The organism is Denitrificimonas caeni DSM 24390, assembly GCF_000421765.1.
GTDB classification, from domain to species: Bacteria; Pseudomonadota; Gammaproteobacteria; order Pseudomonadales; family Pseudomonadaceae; genus Denitrificimonas; species Denitrificimonas caeni.
Genome location: NZ_ATXQ01000003.1, coordinates 191,451 through 210,111 on the forward strand (window position 1 = coordinate 191,451; position 18,661 = coordinate 210,111).

Sequence of the window (18,661 nt, forward strand, 5' to 3'; positions counted from 1 at the left end):
TCTTGTCTGCGTCGACGCAAGCAGATGATCTGTTGTCGTTCCTAGGATGCCTAATTCGACCATGATAAAAATAAAAATATTACTCACTGGTGCCAACGGTTTTGTCGGTCAAACGCTATCCAAGCTAATTGATCGACAGCGCTATACGGTAACCCTCGCTATTAGCTCTGACTCCTCACTCCTCAGCACAGCAGAGGCTGACCAAATCGTCAGCTTGGACATGCGTAACGAACATGCGCTAATGACATTGATCCAAATATTACAGCCAGATGTGGTCATTCATTTAGCCGCTATATCGCATGTGCCAACCAGCTTTAGCCTACCGGTCTTAACCTGGCAGACCAATGTACTGGGCACTGTCAACATGCTGGAAGCACTGCATAAATATGCACCGCAAGCGTTTTTATTGTTTGTCAGCTCATCAGAAGTCTATGGTGAGGCGTTTAAATGTAATCAGCCGCTAGCAGAAGACAGTCCTTGCCAGCCAATGAACCCTTATGCCGCCAGCAAACTAGCGGCAGAACTGGCCTGTCAACAGTATTTCAAACAAGGCCTGCAAGGTGTGATTGCCCGCCCGTTTAATCATATTGGTCCGGGCCAATCCGAAGCGTTCGTTACCGCAGCCTTTGCCAAGCAAATTGCAGCTATTGAGCAAGGTTTACAAACACCTACTTTACAAGTGGGCAACTTGAGCGCTTCTCGTGATTTTTTGGATGTTCGCGATGTATGTGCCGCGTATTTAGCCCTGATTGACTTGCGTAACACGCCACTTGAACAGCGCATCTTCAATATTGCCTCGGGTGTTCCCTGCTCGATTCAGGAGGTCCTCGATACGTTACAATCATTGAGTAGCACGTCGATACACATAGCGCTCGACCCACAGCGCTTACGCCCGTCTGATATTCCTTTCGCGGTCGGCAATAGCCAGCGCTTGCGCGCAACCACCCATTGGCAACCACAGCACACATTAGCCACAGCCTTACAGAGCTTACTCGATGATTGGCGTGAAAAACTGGCGTTTCAACAATGAAAATCTTAATCAATAGCGAATCATTGCGTCCGCCTCTGACAGGAATCGGCAACTACACCCTGCATTTATTACAAGCACTACAACAGCAGCCAGAAGTAGCACAACTCGACTGTTTTAACGGACGGCAGATCCACTCGCTGAGCGCGCTATTGCAGCAGCGCGCTGGAGAGAATGCCACTAGAGGAGAAGGTCGAGCATGGCAACAACAACTACGTGAATCCATCCGCACCTTACCTTATGCCTACCAGCTTCGCTCAGCTTGGCTTGACTATCAGTTCGAGCAACTGGCCAAACAGGGGCAATACACGATTTATCATGAGCCTAATTTTATTTTAAAAAAATACTCAGGGCCCAGCGTTACTACGGTCCATGACCTCTCGTTTATTCACTACCCTCAATATCATCCGGCTGAACGGGTCAGTTGGCTGAGCAAAGAGTTACCCAAAACATTAGCGCGTGCCGACGCAGTGATTACTGACTCAGACTTTATCCGCGACGAACTGCTCGAACGCTACAACCTTGATGAACAAAAAGTCACCTGCGTACATTTAGGCGTGGACTCGCGCTTTAAACCCTATACGCCAAGCCAAACAGCAGCGTTTTTAAACAGTCAGGGTTTACAGCATGGTGGCTATGTTTTGTTTGTCGGCACATTAGAGCCACGCAAAGGCATTGAGGTTTTACTCGACGCTTGGCAGCAACAGCCAGAACAGCTGCGCAGCAGTTTCACTCTAGTGCTAGCCGGCGCTCCTGGCTGGTGTAACGGCGCACTGATGAAGCGTATCGCATTGATGCAAAGCGAAGGTAGTCTACGTTTATTAAAGTTCGTTGATGCCAGTAATTTACCTTTACTGTATGCCGGTGCCGCACTATTTGCGTACCCTTCTGTGTATGAAGGCTTTGGCTTACCTGTATTAGAAGCCATGGCAAGCGGAGTCAAGGTTATCTGTGCACGCCACTCAGCGATGGCAGAATTTGCGTTAGAAGGCGCGTGCTTAAACGACTCCAGCAGTTGCGATGAGCTCGCAAATGTTCTACAAAGGGAACTAGAAAGGCGGATTGCATGTCCATCAACTGGCAACTTTGCAACCAAGCATGCACAGAGCTTTACTTGGCAAACTTGTGCTAAGCAAACCTTAGCGGTATATCAAAAGCTTCAATAAACAATAAAAATATAAAAATATAAAAATTACGCAAAGCATACGGATCAGTGCTCAGGGGTTGACTTGAAAGTCTTACACTTTTATAAAACGTTCTCAGAGAACCAATTCGGTGGTGGCGAAAGTTTTATTCGTCACTTAACTCACGCCACTACACAGTTAGGCTGTGTGAATACAGTCCTGTCGCTCTCGACATGCCCCGACCCTCCTCTGCAGACTGCGCATTATCGCCATGTCCAAGCGAAAGAAAACCTCAGCATTGCCTCGACAAGTTTTTCTCTATCAGTGTTTTCAACCTTTGCTAAGCTAGCAGCCCAAGCAGACTTAGTTCACTATCATTTTCCATGGCCGTTTATGGATGTCGTGCATTTTATCACCCGCACCGGAAAACCTAGCGTAGTGACCTATCATTCAGACATTGTCAGGCAAAAAAACTTACTGCGTATTTACCAGCCGCTGATGCATCGCTTTCTGGACAGTGTCGATGTGATTGCGGCAACCAGTCCTAACTACGTTACTAGCTCGCCTGTTTTGCAACGTCATCTGCATAAAACACAAGCAATTGCGATTGGCTTGGAAGAAACCCTTTATCCAAAAGCAAACCCTGAAGCAGTCTGCGCTTTACAACAACGTTTTGGAGCACGCTTCTTTTTATTCGTAGGCGTTTTGCGCTATTACAAAGGCTTACAGTATTTACTGGATGCCTGCGTACATTCACCTTGGCCACTTGTAATCGTTGGCGCAGGACCGGTTGAGCACGAGCTAAAACAACAAGCGCTACGCTTAAATCTAAGCAACATTCACTTTATTGGGCAAACCGATGATCAAAGCAAAGCCGATCTTTTAGCGGCCTGCTATGCGATGGTCTTCCCATCACACTTACGCTCTGAAGCCTTTGGCATCAGCCTGCTTGAAGGTGCGATGTTTGCCAAGCCCATGGTGTGTAGCGAAATAGGCACCGGCACAAGCTATGTCAATCAACACCACGTGACAGGGCTGGTGGTCCCTCCTGCAGACAGCAATGCTCTGAAAAATGCACTGCAACAACTGTGGGATAACCCAGCACTCGCTGCACAATACGGAATGGCGGCAAGACAACGCTATTTAAATCTATTTACCGCGCAAAATATGGGACGTGCGTACACGGAGATTTATAAAAATCTGTTATAAATTATAAAAAAATAAGCAGCAATACACCTAATAATAAAAACAAAGCACTACAGAAAACTCAAATAACAGTCTGTAACGCTTTAATCAATCGCAGGAGAAAAAAATGACTAAGCGCGCATTAATCACTGGCGTTACAGGTCAGGACGGTGCCTATTTGGCAAAGTTTCTACTTGATAAAGGTTACACAGTCTATGGCTTTGTGGCACGACGCAGCAGTGACACTCGTTGGCGTTTGCGTGAATTGGGTATCGAAAACGACATCATTTATCTCGATGGTGATCTTGCAGACGCTTGTTCAGTACAGCGCGCAGTCATCACCAGTAAGCCTGATGAGCTCTATAACCTGGGCGCCCAAAGTTTTGTTGGCTCATCTTGGGACCAGCCGGTAACCACAGGAATTGTTGACGGCATCGCGGTCACGCATTTGCTAGAAGCCCTGCGTCAGTTCTCACCGCATACACGTTTTTATCAAGCATCGACCAGTGAAATGTTTGGTCTAATCCAAGCAGCTCATCAAGATGAAAACACACCGTTCTATCCGCGCAGTCCTTACGGCGTAGCCAAAGTGTATGGTCACTGGATTACTATCAACTACCGTGAGAGCTTTGCCATGCATGCTTCCAGCGGAATTTTATTTAATCACGAATCACCGCTACGCGGCATTGAGTTTGTAACCCGCAAAGTGACTGACGCAGTCGCTCGGATCAAGCTAGGAAAACAGCAAAAACTTCATTTAGGTAATATTGACGCAAAACGCGACTGGGGTTTTGCAGGTGATTATGTTGAAGCGATGTGGCTGATGCTGCAACAAGAGCAAGCCGATGATTATGTGATCGCGACGGGGGTCACCACCACAGTGCGCGATATGTGCAAATTAGCCTTTGAACATGTCGGTCTCCACCATGAAGACCATGTTGTAGTTGACCCTAAGTTCTTCCGTCCAGCCGAAGTTGATATTTTGTTAGGCAACCCAGCGAAAGCACAGCGCGTTCTCAATTGGCAGCCTAAAACCAGCCTTAAAGAACTCATCACAATGATGGTCGACGCAGACTTACGTCGCGTCACTAAGGAGTAATTAACCATGATTATTCCAGTTATTATCTCTGGCGGCTCGGGTACACGCCTGTGGCCAGTTTCGCGAGAAGGCCACCCAAAACCATTCATGATAATGCCCGATGGCGAGTCTTTACTCAGTAAAACTTACGCGCGCGCCGCCGCGATTTGTGATGGTGCAGCGGAAATTGTTACAGTCACCAATCGCGAACATTTTTTCGAAAGCCGCGATCACTTTAACGCCGCCGAGTTACATGAATATAACGCACGCTACATCCTCGAGCCGGTCGGTCGTAACACCGCACCGGCTATCATTGCAGCGGCGCTTTCCTTGCGCGAACAGTACGGTGATGAAGCAATTATGATGGTGATGCCAGCAGACCATCTGATTGAAGATCAAGCGGGTTTTATCAAAGCCACCAAGCATGCCGCCAGCTTAGCCAAGCAAGGCTATTTAGTAACATACGGTATTCAACCTACTTCACCTGAAACAGGGTTTGGTTATATCGAATGCGGGCAACCTCTGGATGCACAAGGAGCACACACGGTGGCACGCTTCGTGGAAAAGCCTGATCTCGCCACCGCGGAGCAATACTTAGTCAGTGATAAATTCCTCTGGAACTCTGGGATTTTCTGTTTTTCGATTGGCACCCTACTCGCCGAAGTGCAACAGCATGCTGATGAACTGCTGATGCAAACCAAAAAGTGCATCGAAACCAGCAAAAGCAATACGCAAGGTAAAATCACTCAAGTTGAACTCGACTGCATGACCTTTAATAAAGTTGAAGACATCTCGATTGACTATGCATTAATCGAAGCCTCGGCGCAGGTCGCCGTGATTCCTGCACAATTTGACTGGAACGACATCGGCAATTGGGTGGCTTTTAGTAAACTGACCAACCCAGACGTTGATAACAATCGAGCGCTGGGCGACAGTTTATTTATCAACACTACAAACACTTACGCACAAAGCTCTCAGCGTCTAATCGCTACGGTAGGCATCGACAACCTTATCATTATCGATACCCCTGACGCTTTACTGGTTGCTCACGCCGATCAGGCGCAACAGGTTAGAGAAGTGGTTAAACAGCTGAAAAAGAGAAAGCACGATGCGTATCGCTTACATAAAACAGTGTTTCGTCCTTGGGGTGGCTATACCATCTTAGAGGAAGGCTCACGTTTTAAAATCAAACGTTTAGAAGTTAAGCCTGGAGCAGCTTTATCGTTACAGATGCATCACCACCGCAGTGAGCACTGGATCGTGGTACAAGGTATGGCGAAAGTCATCAACGGTGTTTCTGAGCGCTTAATTAACACTAACGAATCGACATTTATCCCCGCTGGCCATCAGCATCGCTTAGAAAACCCAGGCGTCATTGACTTGGTACTGATTGAAGTACAGAGCGGTGAATACTTAGGTGAGGATGATATCGTCCGTTTTGCTGATCAATACGGCAGGGTCGCACAATGAGCGCTGACCTATTAAAGGCAGCGTGGGGTTATCGAGGATTTATTTACGGCAGTGTTAAGCGCGAGTTTCAGTCGCGCTACCGTAACTCCTTGCTCGGGGCGTTGTGGAACATCATCAACCCTTTAGCAATGATTATTGTCTATACCGTAATTTTTTCACAACTGATGCGCGCGCGCTTAACGGGCGTGGACAACAACCTTGCCTATGGTATCTACCTCTGCGCTGGCTTATTAACCTGGGGGTTTTTCCAAGAAATGATCGCTCGCGGTCAAAGTGTGTTTCTTGATAATGGCAACATGTTAAAAAAGCTCAGCTTTCCGCGCATAACATTGCCCATTATTTCCGTACTTAGCAGCTTAGTGAACTTCTCAATCATTTTTGCTTTGTTCATTGGCTTTTTGCTGGTCACCGGTAACGCGCCAAACCTCAGTATGCTCGCCATTTTCCCATTGATCCTGCTACAAATCGTCTTTGCGATGAGCCTCGGCATTATTTTAGGTGTGCTGAACGTCTTCTTTCGCGATGTCGGCCAGTTCATGAGCGTGGTCTTGCAGTTTTGGTTTTGGTTTACGCCCATTATCTATCCGCTGAATATCGCACCAAAAGCAGCGCAGAAGTGGATTGAGCTCAATCCGATGACTGCGGTCGCACAAGCTTACCAAGGTATTTTTGTCTACGGCGAGTGGCCAAACTGGCACAGTTTATGGCCAACATGCGTCATTGCCTTAATTTTATTTATCTTAGCTTTACGCTTATTCCGTAAGCGTGCCGGCGAAATCGTGGATGAACTGTAATGAGTGAAGTTCAGGTTGTTAAGCTGAGTAAAGCCTATAAAACATATCCATCGCAGTGGGCCCGTCTCGCTGAGTGGCTCATTCCAAATAGCAAACCCAGACACACCCTCAAATGGGTGTTACAAGATATCAGCTTCCACATTAAGCCAGGTGAAGCTCTGGGCGTGGTCGGGATGAACGGCGCTGGCAAAAGTACTTTATTGAAAATCCTGACCGGCACTACGCAGGCCACATCAGGTCACCTAGTCGCCAGCGGCCGTGTTGCCGCTTTACTTGAGTTAGGAATGGGCTTTCATCCGGAGTTTACCGGCAGACAAAATATCTATATGGCAGGTCAATTACTCGGCTTAAGCATGGAGGACTTACACGCGTTAATTCCCTCAATTGAAGCCTTCGCAGAAATTGGCGAATATATGGATCAGCCATTGCGCACGTACTCAAGCGGTATGCAAATGCGCTTGGCTTTTAGCGTCGCCACAGCACGGCGTCCCGACATCTTAATTGTTGATGAGGCGCTTTCTGTAGGAGACTCTTATTTTCAGCATAAAAGCTTTGATCGTATCCGCCAGTTTAGGCAACAAGGCACTACCTTACTGATTGTCTCGCATGACCGCCAGGCTATTCAGTCCGTCTGCGACCGAGCTATTTTACTGAATAAAGGCAAGTTGGTGATGGAGGGGCTGCCAGAAGAAGTGATGGACTATTACGGTGCGATGATGGCTGAAAAAGAACAGCACACCATTCGCCAAGAACGTTTGGATAATGGCAAAGTCCGCACGATTTCAGGCACAGGTGAAGCATCGATTCGTTCTGTGGCTTTACTTGATAAGCACGGCAAAGCCACTGAAGTCATTGAAGTTGGCAGCCCAGTCACCTTAGAAGTGCATGTTGATATTAAACAGGATATCCCAAGACTGGTTCTCGGATTCATGATCAAAGATCGTATGGGACAAGCGATTTACGGTATCAATACCCATCGACTCAAGCGTGAGATCATCGATTTAAGTGAGGGCGATACAGTTGTTTATCGCTATGCCTTTCCAGCCAATATTGGTAAAGGCCATTACTCAATTGCTTTATCTTTATCGCGTCTCGATTCACACATTGATACCAACTATGAGTGGCGTGACTTCGCCTTAGTCTTTCACATCATCAACAGTACGCAACCCGACTTTGTTGGCTCAGCCTGGCTGGACTCCAGCTTAGATATACAGCGTGCATAAAAAAAGGCAAATGCTTAAAAACATATGCCTTTCTGACTCACTGAAATAAAAGCACCTGCACAGCAGATGCTTTTGTTAAATGAGCTTACTTCAACAACATGGTGCCGTTTTCAGTATAATTTTGGTGCCATGAGAATGCTTTCTGCAAGTTATGCGGAGTTTGGCCGCCACGTGTTTTAGCTTCTTTTAAGTACTCTCGTGCTTGATGCTTATAATCAGGATGCATGCAGTTTTCAATGATACGCTCTGCCGCCTGAGTTGGTGCCAAGCCACGAATATCTGCATACCCTTGCTCAGTGATGATCACATCAACATCGTGGTTAGTGTGGTCAACGTGTGTCACAAATGGCACGATTGCTGAGATCTTGCCATCTTTAGCAGTTGATTGAGTCACGAAAATAGTGATACGCGCATTACGTGCGAAGTCGCCTGACCCACCAATACCGTTCATCATGTGCGTACCGCCAACATGCGTTGAGTTGACGTTACCGTAAATATCAACCTCCAACGCAGTGTTGAACGAAATAATACCTAAACGACGAATCACTTCAGGGTGGTTAGAAATTTCTTGAGGACGGAAGACGATCTTATCTTTGTACTTGGCTAAGTCTTTACCCAATGTTGCCACACGCTTGGCAGACAGAGACAGCGCTGTACCCGCAGCAAACTTCACTACGCCGGCATCAATCAGGTCAAACACACCATCTTGCAATACTTCAGAGGCAACAATGATGTCTTTAAAACCTGAGGTTTTCATACCATTAAGTACAGCGTTCGCTACAGAGCCTACGCCAGACTGAAGAGGGGCAAGGCTTTCAGTTAAACGGCCTGCTTTAACTTCTTCACCGAGAAAGTGCAGCAGATTATCAGCAATCTGCTGCGTTTCTGCGTTAGGTTCAAAAAGAGGTGATGCAATATCAGGTTCGCTTGAAATGATGATGCCGCGAATTTTCGCAGGATCAACTTTCATGCCTGGCGTACCAATACGTTTGCTAACTTCAAACATTGGGATTGCTTCACGGGTATTCTCGCCAGCTGGCGTTTGCATATAAATATCATGCATACCTTCGTATTCAGGCGGTGCACTAATATTCAATTCAATGATCACATGCTTAGCTGTAGCCAAGAAGATCGGAGAGTTACCCACAGAACCGGTAGGGATAATATCGCCATCTTCAGTGATCGCCGCAGCTTCAATAATTGCGTAGTCAACACCTGGGTAAGTGCCTTGACGAATTGACTCAGCGACATGAGATAAATGCTGATCAATATAGAAAATTTCGCCTGCGTTGATTTTTTTACGCTGAACAGGGTTGCCTTGGTATGGAACTCGCAAATTAATGATGTCAGCTTCAGCCATGGACTGGTCTGCAGCTGGCCCCATAGACGCGCCGGTAAACAGATTGATTTTGAATTTCTCTTTCTTTCCGCGCTCTGCTAATGCCTTAGGGAAAAGTTTCGGCTCACCAAATAAGGTAAAACCACTCATTCCCAGAGTCATGCCATCGTCAATCCACGTAGCTGCTTCTTCTGCTGTAACAACTTTGTCTAGAAATGCTTTATTACGAATAAATTTACTTAAATCAGTGCTCATGCAACCACCTGTAAAGAGTTGTTGTTTGGAAATATGTCGGATAGCAGCCTTGATGATAAAGGCTTTTCTGAGCGTTAACTGAGGCAATCAGTGCACATCACAACACTTCAGAGGCTTTGACTACTTCCTAGCATTCTATGCCTATAAGATTTTTTCACAGCTATACTAAGGTCGATTTGCTGGGATTTTTTACAGGCCAGCCTTGACTATAATCAAGCCACGTGACCTTTTATCTTGCGGATTAACCCGCCGCATAAAAAATGCCCCAGCACACATAACATGTACCAGGGCAATTATAGAACACCGTCATTTTATAACAATAATTTACTCTACCGCTTTCACCATATCTTCAATGACTTTCTTCGCGTCACCAAACACCATCATGGTTTTGTCCATATAGAACAGTTCGTTATCCAAACCTGCATAACCACTGGCCATAGAGCGTTTATTGACGATCACTGTTTTCGCTTTGTAAGCCTCAAGAATCGGCATACCTGCAATGGCTGAGTTTGGATCTGTTTTAGCCGCTGGATTGACCACATCATTGGCTCCAAGCACCAAGACTACGTCAGCTTGGCCAAACTCTGAGTTGATGTCATCCATCTCAAACACTTGCTCGTAAGGCACTTCGGCTTCAGCCAGTAACACGTTCATATGGCCTGGCATACGACCGGCGACAGGGTGAATCGCATATTTAACAGTGACACCATGATTGGTCAGCTTCTCAGCCAACTCCATCAGGGCATGTTGCGCACGGGCTACGGCCAAACCATAACCAGGAACAATAATCACAGTATCCGCATTACTCAGCAAAAATGCTGCGTCATCGGAGGAGCCTGACTTCACTGGACGCTGCTCTTGCTGTGCACCAGCGACTGCTGCATCAGGTGTATTACCAAAGCCGCCAAGGATCACATTAAAGAATGAGCGGTTCATCGCTTTACACATAATGTAAGAGAGAATCGCACCGCTCGAGCCTACGAGCGAACCAGCAATAATCAGCATTGAGTTGTTCAGCGAGAAACCAATACCTGCTGCAGCCCAACCGGAATAACTATTAAGCATCGATACCACAACCGGCATATCAGCACCACCAATCGGAATAATGATCAGTACGCCAATAATAAATGCCAAAGCAACAACAACAGCAAATGCTGTGAGGTTACCGGTGAAAGTGTAGTAGATACCCAAAGCAATAATCAGCAAACCAACGGCTAAGTTAATCAGGTGCTGGCCTTTAAACGACACTGGTGCGCCTTGAAACAAGCGGAACTTGTACTTGCCGGATAACTTACCAAAGGCAATCACCGAACCTGAGAAGGTAATCGCACCAATCGCAGCACCTAAGAACAACTCAAGACGGTTACCAGCTGGAATAGCATCGGTGATGTGCTCAACAATACCCAAAGACTGCGGCTCAACTACTGCAGCAATCGCGATAAACACCGCAGCTAAACCAATCATGCTGTGCATGAAAGCGACGAGCTCAGGCATTTTGGTCATTTCGACACGTTTAGCCATAATGGTACCGGCTGTACCACCAACTAAAAGACCGACCAACACATAACCAATACCATGGGCAAGGCTGCCGCCATCGGCCAACTGCACGCTAAGCTTCATAATCAGCGCCAGTGTGGTTACGACCGCAATTGCCATACCGATCATGCCGTACAGGTTGCCACGGCGTGAAGTAGTTGGATGAGAGAGGCCTTTAAGTGCCTGAATAAAACATATCGACGCGATCAAATAAAAGATCGTGATTAGATTCATACTCATCTTATCCTTTCTCCACTGGGGCTTTTGCAGCCTTCTTCTTAAACATTTCTAACATGCGGCGAGTGACTAAAAAGCCACCAAATACGTTTACTGCAGCCAATGCTACAGCCAGCGTGCCCATGGTTTTGCCAAGCGGGGTTACCGTCAACGCAGCAGCAAGCATCGCGCCCACAATGACAATCGCAGAAATCGCATTGGTGACTGCCATCAAAGGCGTGTGTAGCGCAGGAGTAACATTCCACACCACGTGATAGCCCACATAAATCGCGAGCACAAAAATAATTAAATTATAGATACCGTCGGCAATTTCCATCTCTGTATCCCCTGTTAAGCGTTATTACGAACGACTTCACCGGCATGGCACATTAAGCATGCTGCAACGATGTCATCATCTAAATTGAGTTTGAACTGGGCATCTTCGGCAATCACCAGCTTTAAGAAATCCAGCACGTTACGGGCATACAAAGCAGAGGCATCGGCTGGCACCAGCGCAGCTAAGTTGGTATGACCAACGATAGTCACGCCGTTATGGTTAACCACTTGACCAGCCACGCTCAGCGGACAGTTTCCGCCTTGTGCAGCGGCTAAATCAATCACCACAGAACCCGGTTTCATTGCTTCAACAGTTGCGGCCTGCAGCAATACTGGCGCTTTACGACCTGGAATCAACGCGGTAGTAATGACAATATCAGCCTGCTTAGCACGCTCGTGTACGGCTTGCGCTTGACGCTCCATCCATGAGGCTGGCATCGCACGCGCATAACCACCGACGCCTTCTGCACATTCACGCTCTTCATCGGTAATAAAAGGTACATCAACAAATTTTGCACCCAAGGACTCGATTTGTTCTTTTACTGCAGGGCGCACGTCAGACGCTTCAATCACTGCGCCAAGACGCTTAGCCGTAGCAATCGCCTGTAAACCGGCAACGCCTGCACCTAAAATCAAAATACGTGCAGCTTTAACTGTACCCGCTGCAGTCATCAGCATTGGCATAAAGCGTGGATAGTGGTTCGCCGCCAGCAACACCGCTTTGTAACCGGCAATATTGGCTTGCGAAGACAACACATCAAGGCTTTGCGCACGCGAAGTGCGCGGTGCCGCTTCCAAAGCGAAGGCGGTCACTTGACGCGCATTCAGAGCAGCAATGGTGGCATTGCAAAAGGGGTTTAGCATGCCGACAACAACTGCTTGCGGCTTAATATGCTCAAGTTCAGCAGCGCTAGGAGCGACCACTTTTAGAACGATATCTGCAGCCAATGCAGCCTCTTGGCTCGCAAGGTTTGCGCCCGCAGCAGCGTAAGCTTCGTCAGCAACGCTAGCTGAAAGACCGGCTCCTGCGGCAACCGTGACACTATGGCCTTGGCTGATCAGTTTTTTTATCGTTTCAGGGGTTGCGGCTACTCGCGTTTCGCCTGCCTGTGTTTCTTTAGGAACACCAATGTGCACTGCAAATCTCCTGCAATTTTATAAATGATAGGCGACACACTACGAATGGCATGCCGCTATAAGCGCCTCAAAGCCAGCAAACGGTTGAACACGATGAAGTGCATCAATGGATGGGCGTGACGTAATCAAGCATCATTTGCTTCAGTCGTAAGGATGCGGCAGCAAGTCGCATATTGCAATACGAGGCTAGCAAAATATTCACACTGTGACTTTTTTCTAGCAAAGAGTCTTAATACGTTCATTCTAAACACAAAATCTTAGAAATTAAAACTAAAGATCTATTGCGCAATGAATATCAGCATCAATTTACCTCTATTTCTCTCGGCATGCCTACTTTTAGTTTTTATATACCCAAACAAATGATTGAGAAAAACGAACTAAAAGCAGTCTATTACAAGCAGAAAAAAACCACCCGAAGGTGGTTTTAAAATAACAATCAGCGCTGAGTTTCCTTAGCGAGCCTAAACCCTATCCAGGATGCCCATCAACTCGCGCTTGCCATAGCATCGGTGCGTAATTCCAGACATACATAGCAAAGCTTAATCCCCAACAAATCGCCGCAATCCATAAGCCTGGCATATAAGCCCAATCAACCAAAAGTACACGTGATACAGCACCAAGGTTAAAGAGAATAAAAGCTAGAGTCATCACTTTAGGAGGAGCCAGTTGTCGACCCGTATGGCCCAGAGTAACCCGGGCAATCATGCCTAAAATCAGTCCACCCATCGCACCAACAGTTAAGGCATGCACAGCAATGCTGATATTGGCTAGCACTGAAAAGTGCCATAACGCCATGGCCAAACAGGCAATACCGATCCAAGCGTGCGCTAAATGCAATGACCATAATAAGGGTACGCGCCAAATTCCCGCGTCATACCAGCGCAGATTGCGAATTAAATGACCAACACCTAAAGCCGCAAAAACAGTTCCTATGATGATGTTTGCTTCCATCGCCCAACCGAGCATCACTGTGATTGACACTACAATCGTGCCTATTAGCAAAGCCCAATCAAGTTTTGGCCAAGGCGTAACACCTTCTTTACGCAATAGACCCCGCTGGGTAAAGAAAGGAATGACACGGCCACCGATCATGCTCATCAGTGCGGCAACAAACCAGACACCACCGACTGTCGCTTGACGCTGCAATACATCGTTAGCTGTAGCAACCCCATACAAGGTCACGCCATTGGCTATAGCCAGCAACACCAGCACCACCACTAAAGGGTAATTTCGCACCTGACGCACCGGCCACACACTGCGCGCCATCTGCGCTGCAACCAGCGGCAGAAACAAGCCATCCAGCACGATTACGCACCATACCGGCGTACCCACCAACCAAGCCAAGCGTGAAGCAACCCAAAGCGCGGTAAGCACCATTAATGGTTTGCCCGATAAGCCAGGGAAGCCTGTCCATGTTTGCACTGCCGTCAACAAGAAACCAGCAATGATCGCTGCAGCAAAGCCAAATAACAATTCATGGCGATGCCAAGCCAGCCATCCACCGGTAGGCTGCCAATCAGCAAACCAGCCGTTTAAAGCCATGACCCACAAAGGAATTGCCAGCATCGCTAAGATACTGCCCAGCAAGAAAAAAGGCCGAAAGCCTAAACGAAAAAAAGGCGTAATAGCGAGTGCCTCGCGCCGATCAATTACATTCACAGTCATTCTCCCAAGCCTTGCCGTATCACCCCTGTGTACAGCAATAGCCTACGTTGGTGCTATGGATTACAGCATAGCGCCTTTACTAGAAGTTATTGCTAGATCAGGATCAAGAAGAATGATAACCATCACGCGCAGCGCAGCTAAGGATAAGCTGCAGGCATAAAAAAACCGCCGAGTAGGCTAGCTGCCTCGGCGGTTCTGTTAATAGCCTAAACTATTAATTCAAGCCATTGATGTAGCTTGATAATGCTTTGATGTCTTTATTGCTCAGCTTTGCCGCAATCGAGCGCATGATCATGGCATCGCCATCATTGGTGCGATCACCTTCACGGAAGTCGGTCAACTGCTTAGTAATATAAGCAGAATGCTGGCCATTCAGTTTTGGGTACACAGCTAAATCAAGACCTTCGCCATTTGGAGAATGGCAACCGGTGCAAGCTGGCATACCATCAACAATCTTACCGCCTTGATAGAGTGCTTCTCCACGCTCAACAAGCGCTGGATCTGCAGCTCCGATAGTGCCTTTCTGGCTGGCATACCAAGCAGAGATATCAGCTAAGTCTTGCTCAGACATTGCATCCAGCATGCCTGTCATTTCTACAACAGGACGATCGCCAGATTTAATATCACGCATTTGCTTAAGTAAATAACGCTCGCCTTGACCAGCTAGCTTTGGAAAGTTTGGCACCATGCTATTACCATCAGCATTGTGACAGGCAGAACACATAGCAATTTTACCTTGACCTGCTGCAGCATCTCCTGCGGCATGGGCTAAACCACTGATGCCCAAGGTCAATAACAGACTTACAAATAGTTTGTTCATCAGCTCTTCCAACTACGGCTAAAAAATATTTTCCGGACCGGCCTAGTCTTCATATTGATCTGGCTGATCTCGGCGCTTATAAATTATGCAAACATTACCATAATCTGCCGCACAGACAACCTTTTACAGATACATCTACAGCAATGCGCACATACAATCCTAAGCATTATATACTGCTCAGAGTAAAACGGAAACGACACCTCTTGCCGCACCTTACACTTGGATAATTTATGCAGCCTAAAAACCCCATTATCGGCCTGTGCCAACAAGCCAGCTTTCTTACCAGCGCGGCTCGTGTTGAGCAGTGTCCTGTAGATGAAGGCTACGAAGTCGCCTTTGCAGGCCGCTCCAATGCGGGCAAATCCAGCGCACTCAACACTTTAACCCGCGCCAGCTTAGCACGTACGTCGAAAACTCCAGGCCGTACTCAGCTGCTGAACTTTTTCACTCTTGATGAAGATCGACGCTTGGTTGACTTGCCTGGCTACGGCTACGCCAAAGTACCCATTCCTCTCAAACTACATTGGCAGCGCCACTTAGAGGCCTACCTCGGCAGCCGTAACAGCCTGATGGGCTTAGTGCTAATGATGGACATTCGTCATCCACTGACACCATTTGACTGTTTAATGCTGGATTGGGCCGCTAGTATTAAAATGCCAATGCATATCTTGCTGACTAAAGCCGACAAACTGACTTTTGGTGCCGGCAGAGCAGCACTGCTGAAAACACAAAAAGATATTCAGCAAAAATGGGGCGACACTGCCAGCATTCAACTGTTCTCATCGACCAAACGCATTGGTATTGAGGAAGCACAGTATGTATTGGCAAACTGGTTGCAACTCATTGAGCCAGAAGATGCAGACGCATGTGATGACAGCGATGGCGCGATAGAAGAGTAATCAGTAAATAAGTGCCGCGCTGCATTATGGTAATGCAGCGCGACACCTTAAAAGCTGCGCCCTAAATTCAGATACAGCGCATTTTCATCATCATCATTGACACCATAACTTAAGTTGAGCGGACCTAACGGCGTATCGACTGCCACAAAGACACTCATGGCATTAATGTAGCCACTGTCTAAATCATTGATCTGATTCCAGACACGTCCACGCTCCAAGGAAACACCCGCATACACCGGCAAACCTAGTGAGAATGCTCGCACTGGCGTTAAGCGCCGATAGTAAATCAAACGTCCGATGCTCACATTTTGACCCGCCAAAGCATTCTCACGGTAGCCTGATAACTGTTGCGCACCACCGATTTGATAGCTTGAAGTCACCAACTCTTTAGCATCTAACGTCCGCGCATAGCGTCCGCCGACAATCCAAGTATTTGCGCGCCAATTAAACGGCTTATTGAGCTCGACTAGCCACTGTCGATAACGCTCGTCCGAGCCGAGCTCCGTGGCATGCTGCAGCGCTGACAACCGCAACTCTTCGCCACGTGTCGGGAAATTTACATTATCGAGACTATCGAATGCGTATTGCAGGTTGTAATAGCCTTCTTTAAAACTGAAATCAGGCAAATCAGGCTCACCAATACGCACGTCCGCATTACCCCAACCCGAACCCACGCCAAAACGTATTTCCGCATTGGTGGAAATTTGCCGACCGACATTCACCCCGTAACGAAAACGCTGCAAGCGGTATTCGGCAATAGGATCGCGCTCTTCCATAAACTTAATATTGCGTACTTCACCATGTAACCAAGGCGAAACAAAGTAGCGTGAACCAACATCCAATGGCTGATAAAACTCGGTATAAAGCTCTTGATGATCACCCAGTTGCACGCGACTCAACCATTCTCCACCCAAACGGTTCAAACCGTTCATGCGAAAGCTAGCGCCTATATTAAAGACGCTATCGCCACGTAAATCATCGGAAAGATTCAGCCCTAAGCGTAAATAATCAGTACCCGAACGTTTGTCAGTCGCATTGATAACCAGCGCATTACCGCCCTCTTCAGCCTGCAAACGGTACTCTACCCGATCGAAATACTCTAAGCCGTAGAGTGTTCCCATATCTTTTTGTAATTGCTCAACATCCAGCGGCTCACCAATTTTCTGCCTGATGTAGTAACGCACCACCTCATCACCCACCTTTGAAGTGTTTTGAATACGCACGGCACTAATCACTGGTTTCTTCTTGGTTTTTTTCTGGTTACTGGGCAGTCTTGGCTGTTCTTGCAGCGGCTGCGACAGTGCGGCCAAACGCCACTGCAGAGCGTCCGCAGCACGGTAACCTGCATCCATCATGCCCTGAGCGCGAGCAAAATCAGTGATACCAAAACCCGCCAATTCTGGCTGAATTAAAATATCCTGTTGCTGCAAAGTAGCCAACTGCGCTTCTGAGTTGCGCCGTGTTAATAACGCAACCGATTGATTGAGGATATTAAAGACCGTTTGCAGTGATTCTGTAGACGCGAGCGGCGAGCCAATATCAACCACAATAACCCGGTCAACCCCCATACTTCTGGCGATATCAACCGGAATATTGTTCGAAATCCCACCATCAACCAACAACCGACCATCCACTTCAACCGGGGTTAGTACGGCTGGAATCGACATGCTGGCACGCACGGCTAAAGCCAAATGTCCATGCGAGAACACCACTGCTTCACCAGTGGAAATATCAGCCGCAACTGCTCGGAAAGGAATGGGCAAATCATCAAAGTCATCTACCGCGCCGGCTCGCGCAAAAAGCTTCTCTAATAACACTGCGAGATTCTGCCCTTGCAGCACGCCCAACGGTAAACCTAAGGTGCCATCATCACGAAAACTAAGCTTTTGCTTAACCAAAAAATCACGATCATCTTGTTTACGGCGAAAGGGAATATCTTCGCGTGGCGGCGCATCTGATAAAGCTTGCTGCCAATCCAGCTCAGTCGCCAATTGCTCAAGTTCAGCAATGCTATAACCGGCTGCATACAAACCACCCACCACTGCGCCCATACTGGTACCAGCAATCGCATCAATGACAACACCCTGTTCTTCCAACGCTTTAAGCACACCAATATGCGCCAAACCACGTGCTGCTCCGCCAGATAACACAAGACCCACACGTTCTCGCTCTGTCTCCACAACAGGCTCAGCACAGGTTAAACTTGCAAGACTAAAAGTAAGAAAGACAGCACATACTTTTAAAAACAAAGACATAAGTACATCTCAAGCTCATTACGCACAGATATTGCATACACATTAGCCTACCGGCTAGGCAAAACCTAAATTACAGACAAAAAAAAGCCCCGCATTTCTGCGAGGCCTTTTAAAATGGTGCCGGCACCAAGAGTCGAACTCGGGACCTACTGATTACAAGTCAGTTGCTCTACCAACTGAGCTATACCGGCAATGGCGGCCATTATATAGATTACAAACAGCTTGTAAACCTTTTCTGTAATTATTTTTAAAGCGAGCAAATTCAAGCAGTTACTCAGGCTTAGTGAAACCTCCTGCAGCTC

At 47.4% G+C, this 18,661-nt stretch carries 15 protein-coding genes and 1 tRNA gene; 8 read left to right on the forward strand and 8 right to left on the reverse strand.

The features are described from left to right. Positions 1-61: 61 nt before the first annotated feature. The 7 genes from H591_RS0106280 (at position 62) to H591_RS0106310 (ending at position 7,901) form a co-directional block, all read left to right on the forward strand. Positions 62-1,030 (forward strand): GDP-mannose 4,6-dehydratase, encoded by a 969-nt coding sequence (locus H591_RS0106280; RefSeq protein ID WP_022966097.1) that lies wholly within the window; start codon positions 62-64, stop codon positions 1,028-1,030. Then, positions 1,027-2,193, forward strand: coding sequence for a glycosyltransferase family 4 protein (locus tag H591_RS0106285; protein ID WP_022966098.1), 1,167 nt, complete (start codon positions 1,027-1,029; stop codon positions 2,191-2,193). The genes H591_RS0106280 and H591_RS0106285 overlap by 4 nt, the downstream gene beginning before the upstream one ends. A 63-nt stretch (positions 2,194-2,256) precedes the next feature. Then, entirely contained in the window at positions 2,257-3,360 is a 1,104-nt protein-coding gene (locus H591_RS0106290) for a glycosyltransferase (protein ID WP_022966099.1), read from the forward strand. A 103-nt stretch (positions 3,361-3,463) separates the two neighbouring features. Beyond that, complete coding sequence (gene gmd, locus H591_RS0106295) at positions 3,464-4,435, forward strand: GDP-mannose 4,6-dehydratase (protein ID WP_022966100.1); 972 nt, start codon at positions 3,464-3,466, stop codon at positions 4,433-4,435. A 6-nt stretch (positions 4,436-4,441) separates the two neighbouring features. Further along, complete coding sequence (locus tag H591_RS0106300) at positions 4,442-5,884, forward strand: mannose-1-phosphate guanylyltransferase/mannose-6-phosphate isomerase (protein ID WP_022966101.1); 1,443 nt, start codon at positions 4,442-4,444, stop codon at positions 5,882-5,884. Beyond that, positions 5,881-6,678, forward strand: a complete 798-nt coding sequence (locus H591_RS0106305; RefSeq protein ID WP_022966102.1) for an ABC transporter permease — start codon at positions 5,881-5,883, stop codon at positions 6,676-6,678. Before H591_RS0106300 ends, H591_RS0106305 begins: the two co-directional genes overlap by 4 nt. Beyond that, positions 6,678-7,901, forward strand: a complete 1,224-nt coding sequence (locus tag H591_RS0106310) for an ABC transporter ATP-binding protein (protein WP_022966103.1) — start codon at positions 6,678-6,680, stop codon at positions 7,899-7,901. Before H591_RS0106305 ends, H591_RS0106310 begins: the two co-directional genes overlap by 1 nt. Before the next feature lie 85 nt (positions 7,902-7,986). On the opposite strand, the gene H591_RS0106315 is transcribed toward H591_RS0106310, so the two are convergent. The 6 genes from H591_RS0106315 to H591_RS0106340 form a co-directional block, all read right to left on the reverse strand. Beyond that, the gene (locus H591_RS0106315) at positions 7,987-9,495 is read right to left on the reverse strand and encodes a succinate CoA transferase (RefSeq protein ID WP_022966104.1); all 1,509 of its coding nucleotides are present in this window, start codon (positions 9,493-9,495) and stop codon (positions 7,987-7,989) included. Positions 9,496-9,819: 324 nt separating this feature from the next. Then, positions 9,820-11,271 carry an NAD(P)(+) transhydrogenase (Re/Si-specific) subunit beta gene (locus H591_RS0106320; protein ID WP_028244229.1) on the reverse strand — a complete coding sequence of 484 codons (1,452 nt, stop codon included), beginning with the start codon at positions 11,269-11,271 and terminating at the stop codon, positions 9,820-9,822. 1 nt (position 11,272) lies between these two features. After that, complete coding sequence (locus H591_RS0106325; protein WP_022966106.1) at positions 11,273-11,584, reverse strand: NAD(P) transhydrogenase subunit alpha; 312 nt, start codon at positions 11,582-11,584, stop codon at positions 11,273-11,275. Between the two features lie 14 nt (positions 11,585-11,598). Beyond that, positions 11,599-12,720, reverse strand: coding sequence for a Re/Si-specific NAD(P)(+) transhydrogenase subunit alpha (locus tag H591_RS0106330; RefSeq protein ID WP_022966107.1), 1,122 nt, complete (start codon positions 12,718-12,720; stop codon positions 11,599-11,601). Between the two features lie 468 nt (positions 12,721-13,188). Further along, positions 13,189-14,379 carry an NnrS family protein gene (locus tag H591_RS0106335; RefSeq protein ID WP_028244230.1) on the reverse strand — a complete coding sequence of 397 codons (1,191 nt, stop codon included), beginning with the start codon at positions 14,377-14,379 and terminating at the stop codon, positions 13,189-13,191. A gap of 220 nt (positions 14,380-14,599) precedes the next feature. Continuing rightward, on the reverse strand, positions 14,600-15,205 hold the full coding sequence (locus tag H591_RS0106340; RefSeq protein WP_022966109.1) for a c-type cytochrome: 606 nt from the start codon (positions 15,203-15,205) through the stop codon (positions 14,600-14,602). 230 nt (positions 15,206-15,435) lie between these two features. Between H591_RS0106340 and yihA the strand changes: the two genes are divergently transcribed. Continuing rightward, positions 15,436-16,104, forward strand: a complete 669-nt coding sequence (gene yihA, locus H591_RS0106345; RefSeq protein ID WP_022966110.1) for a ribosome biogenesis GTP-binding protein YihA/YsxC — start codon at positions 15,436-15,438, stop codon at positions 16,102-16,104. Positions 16,105-16,151: 47 nt separating this feature from the next. On the opposite strand, the gene H591_RS0106350 is transcribed toward yihA, so the two are convergent. Beyond that, positions 16,152-18,359: a patatin-like phospholipase family protein gene (locus tag H591_RS0106350; RefSeq protein ID WP_022966111.1), complete on the reverse strand. Its 2,208-nt coding sequence runs from the start codon at positions 18,357-18,359 to the stop codon at positions 16,152-16,154. Positions 18,360-18,474: 115 nt separating this feature from the next. Further along, a tRNA-Thr gene (locus H591_RS0106355) sits at positions 18,475-18,550 on the reverse strand. Between the last annotated feature and the right edge of the window lie 111 nt (positions 18,551-18,661).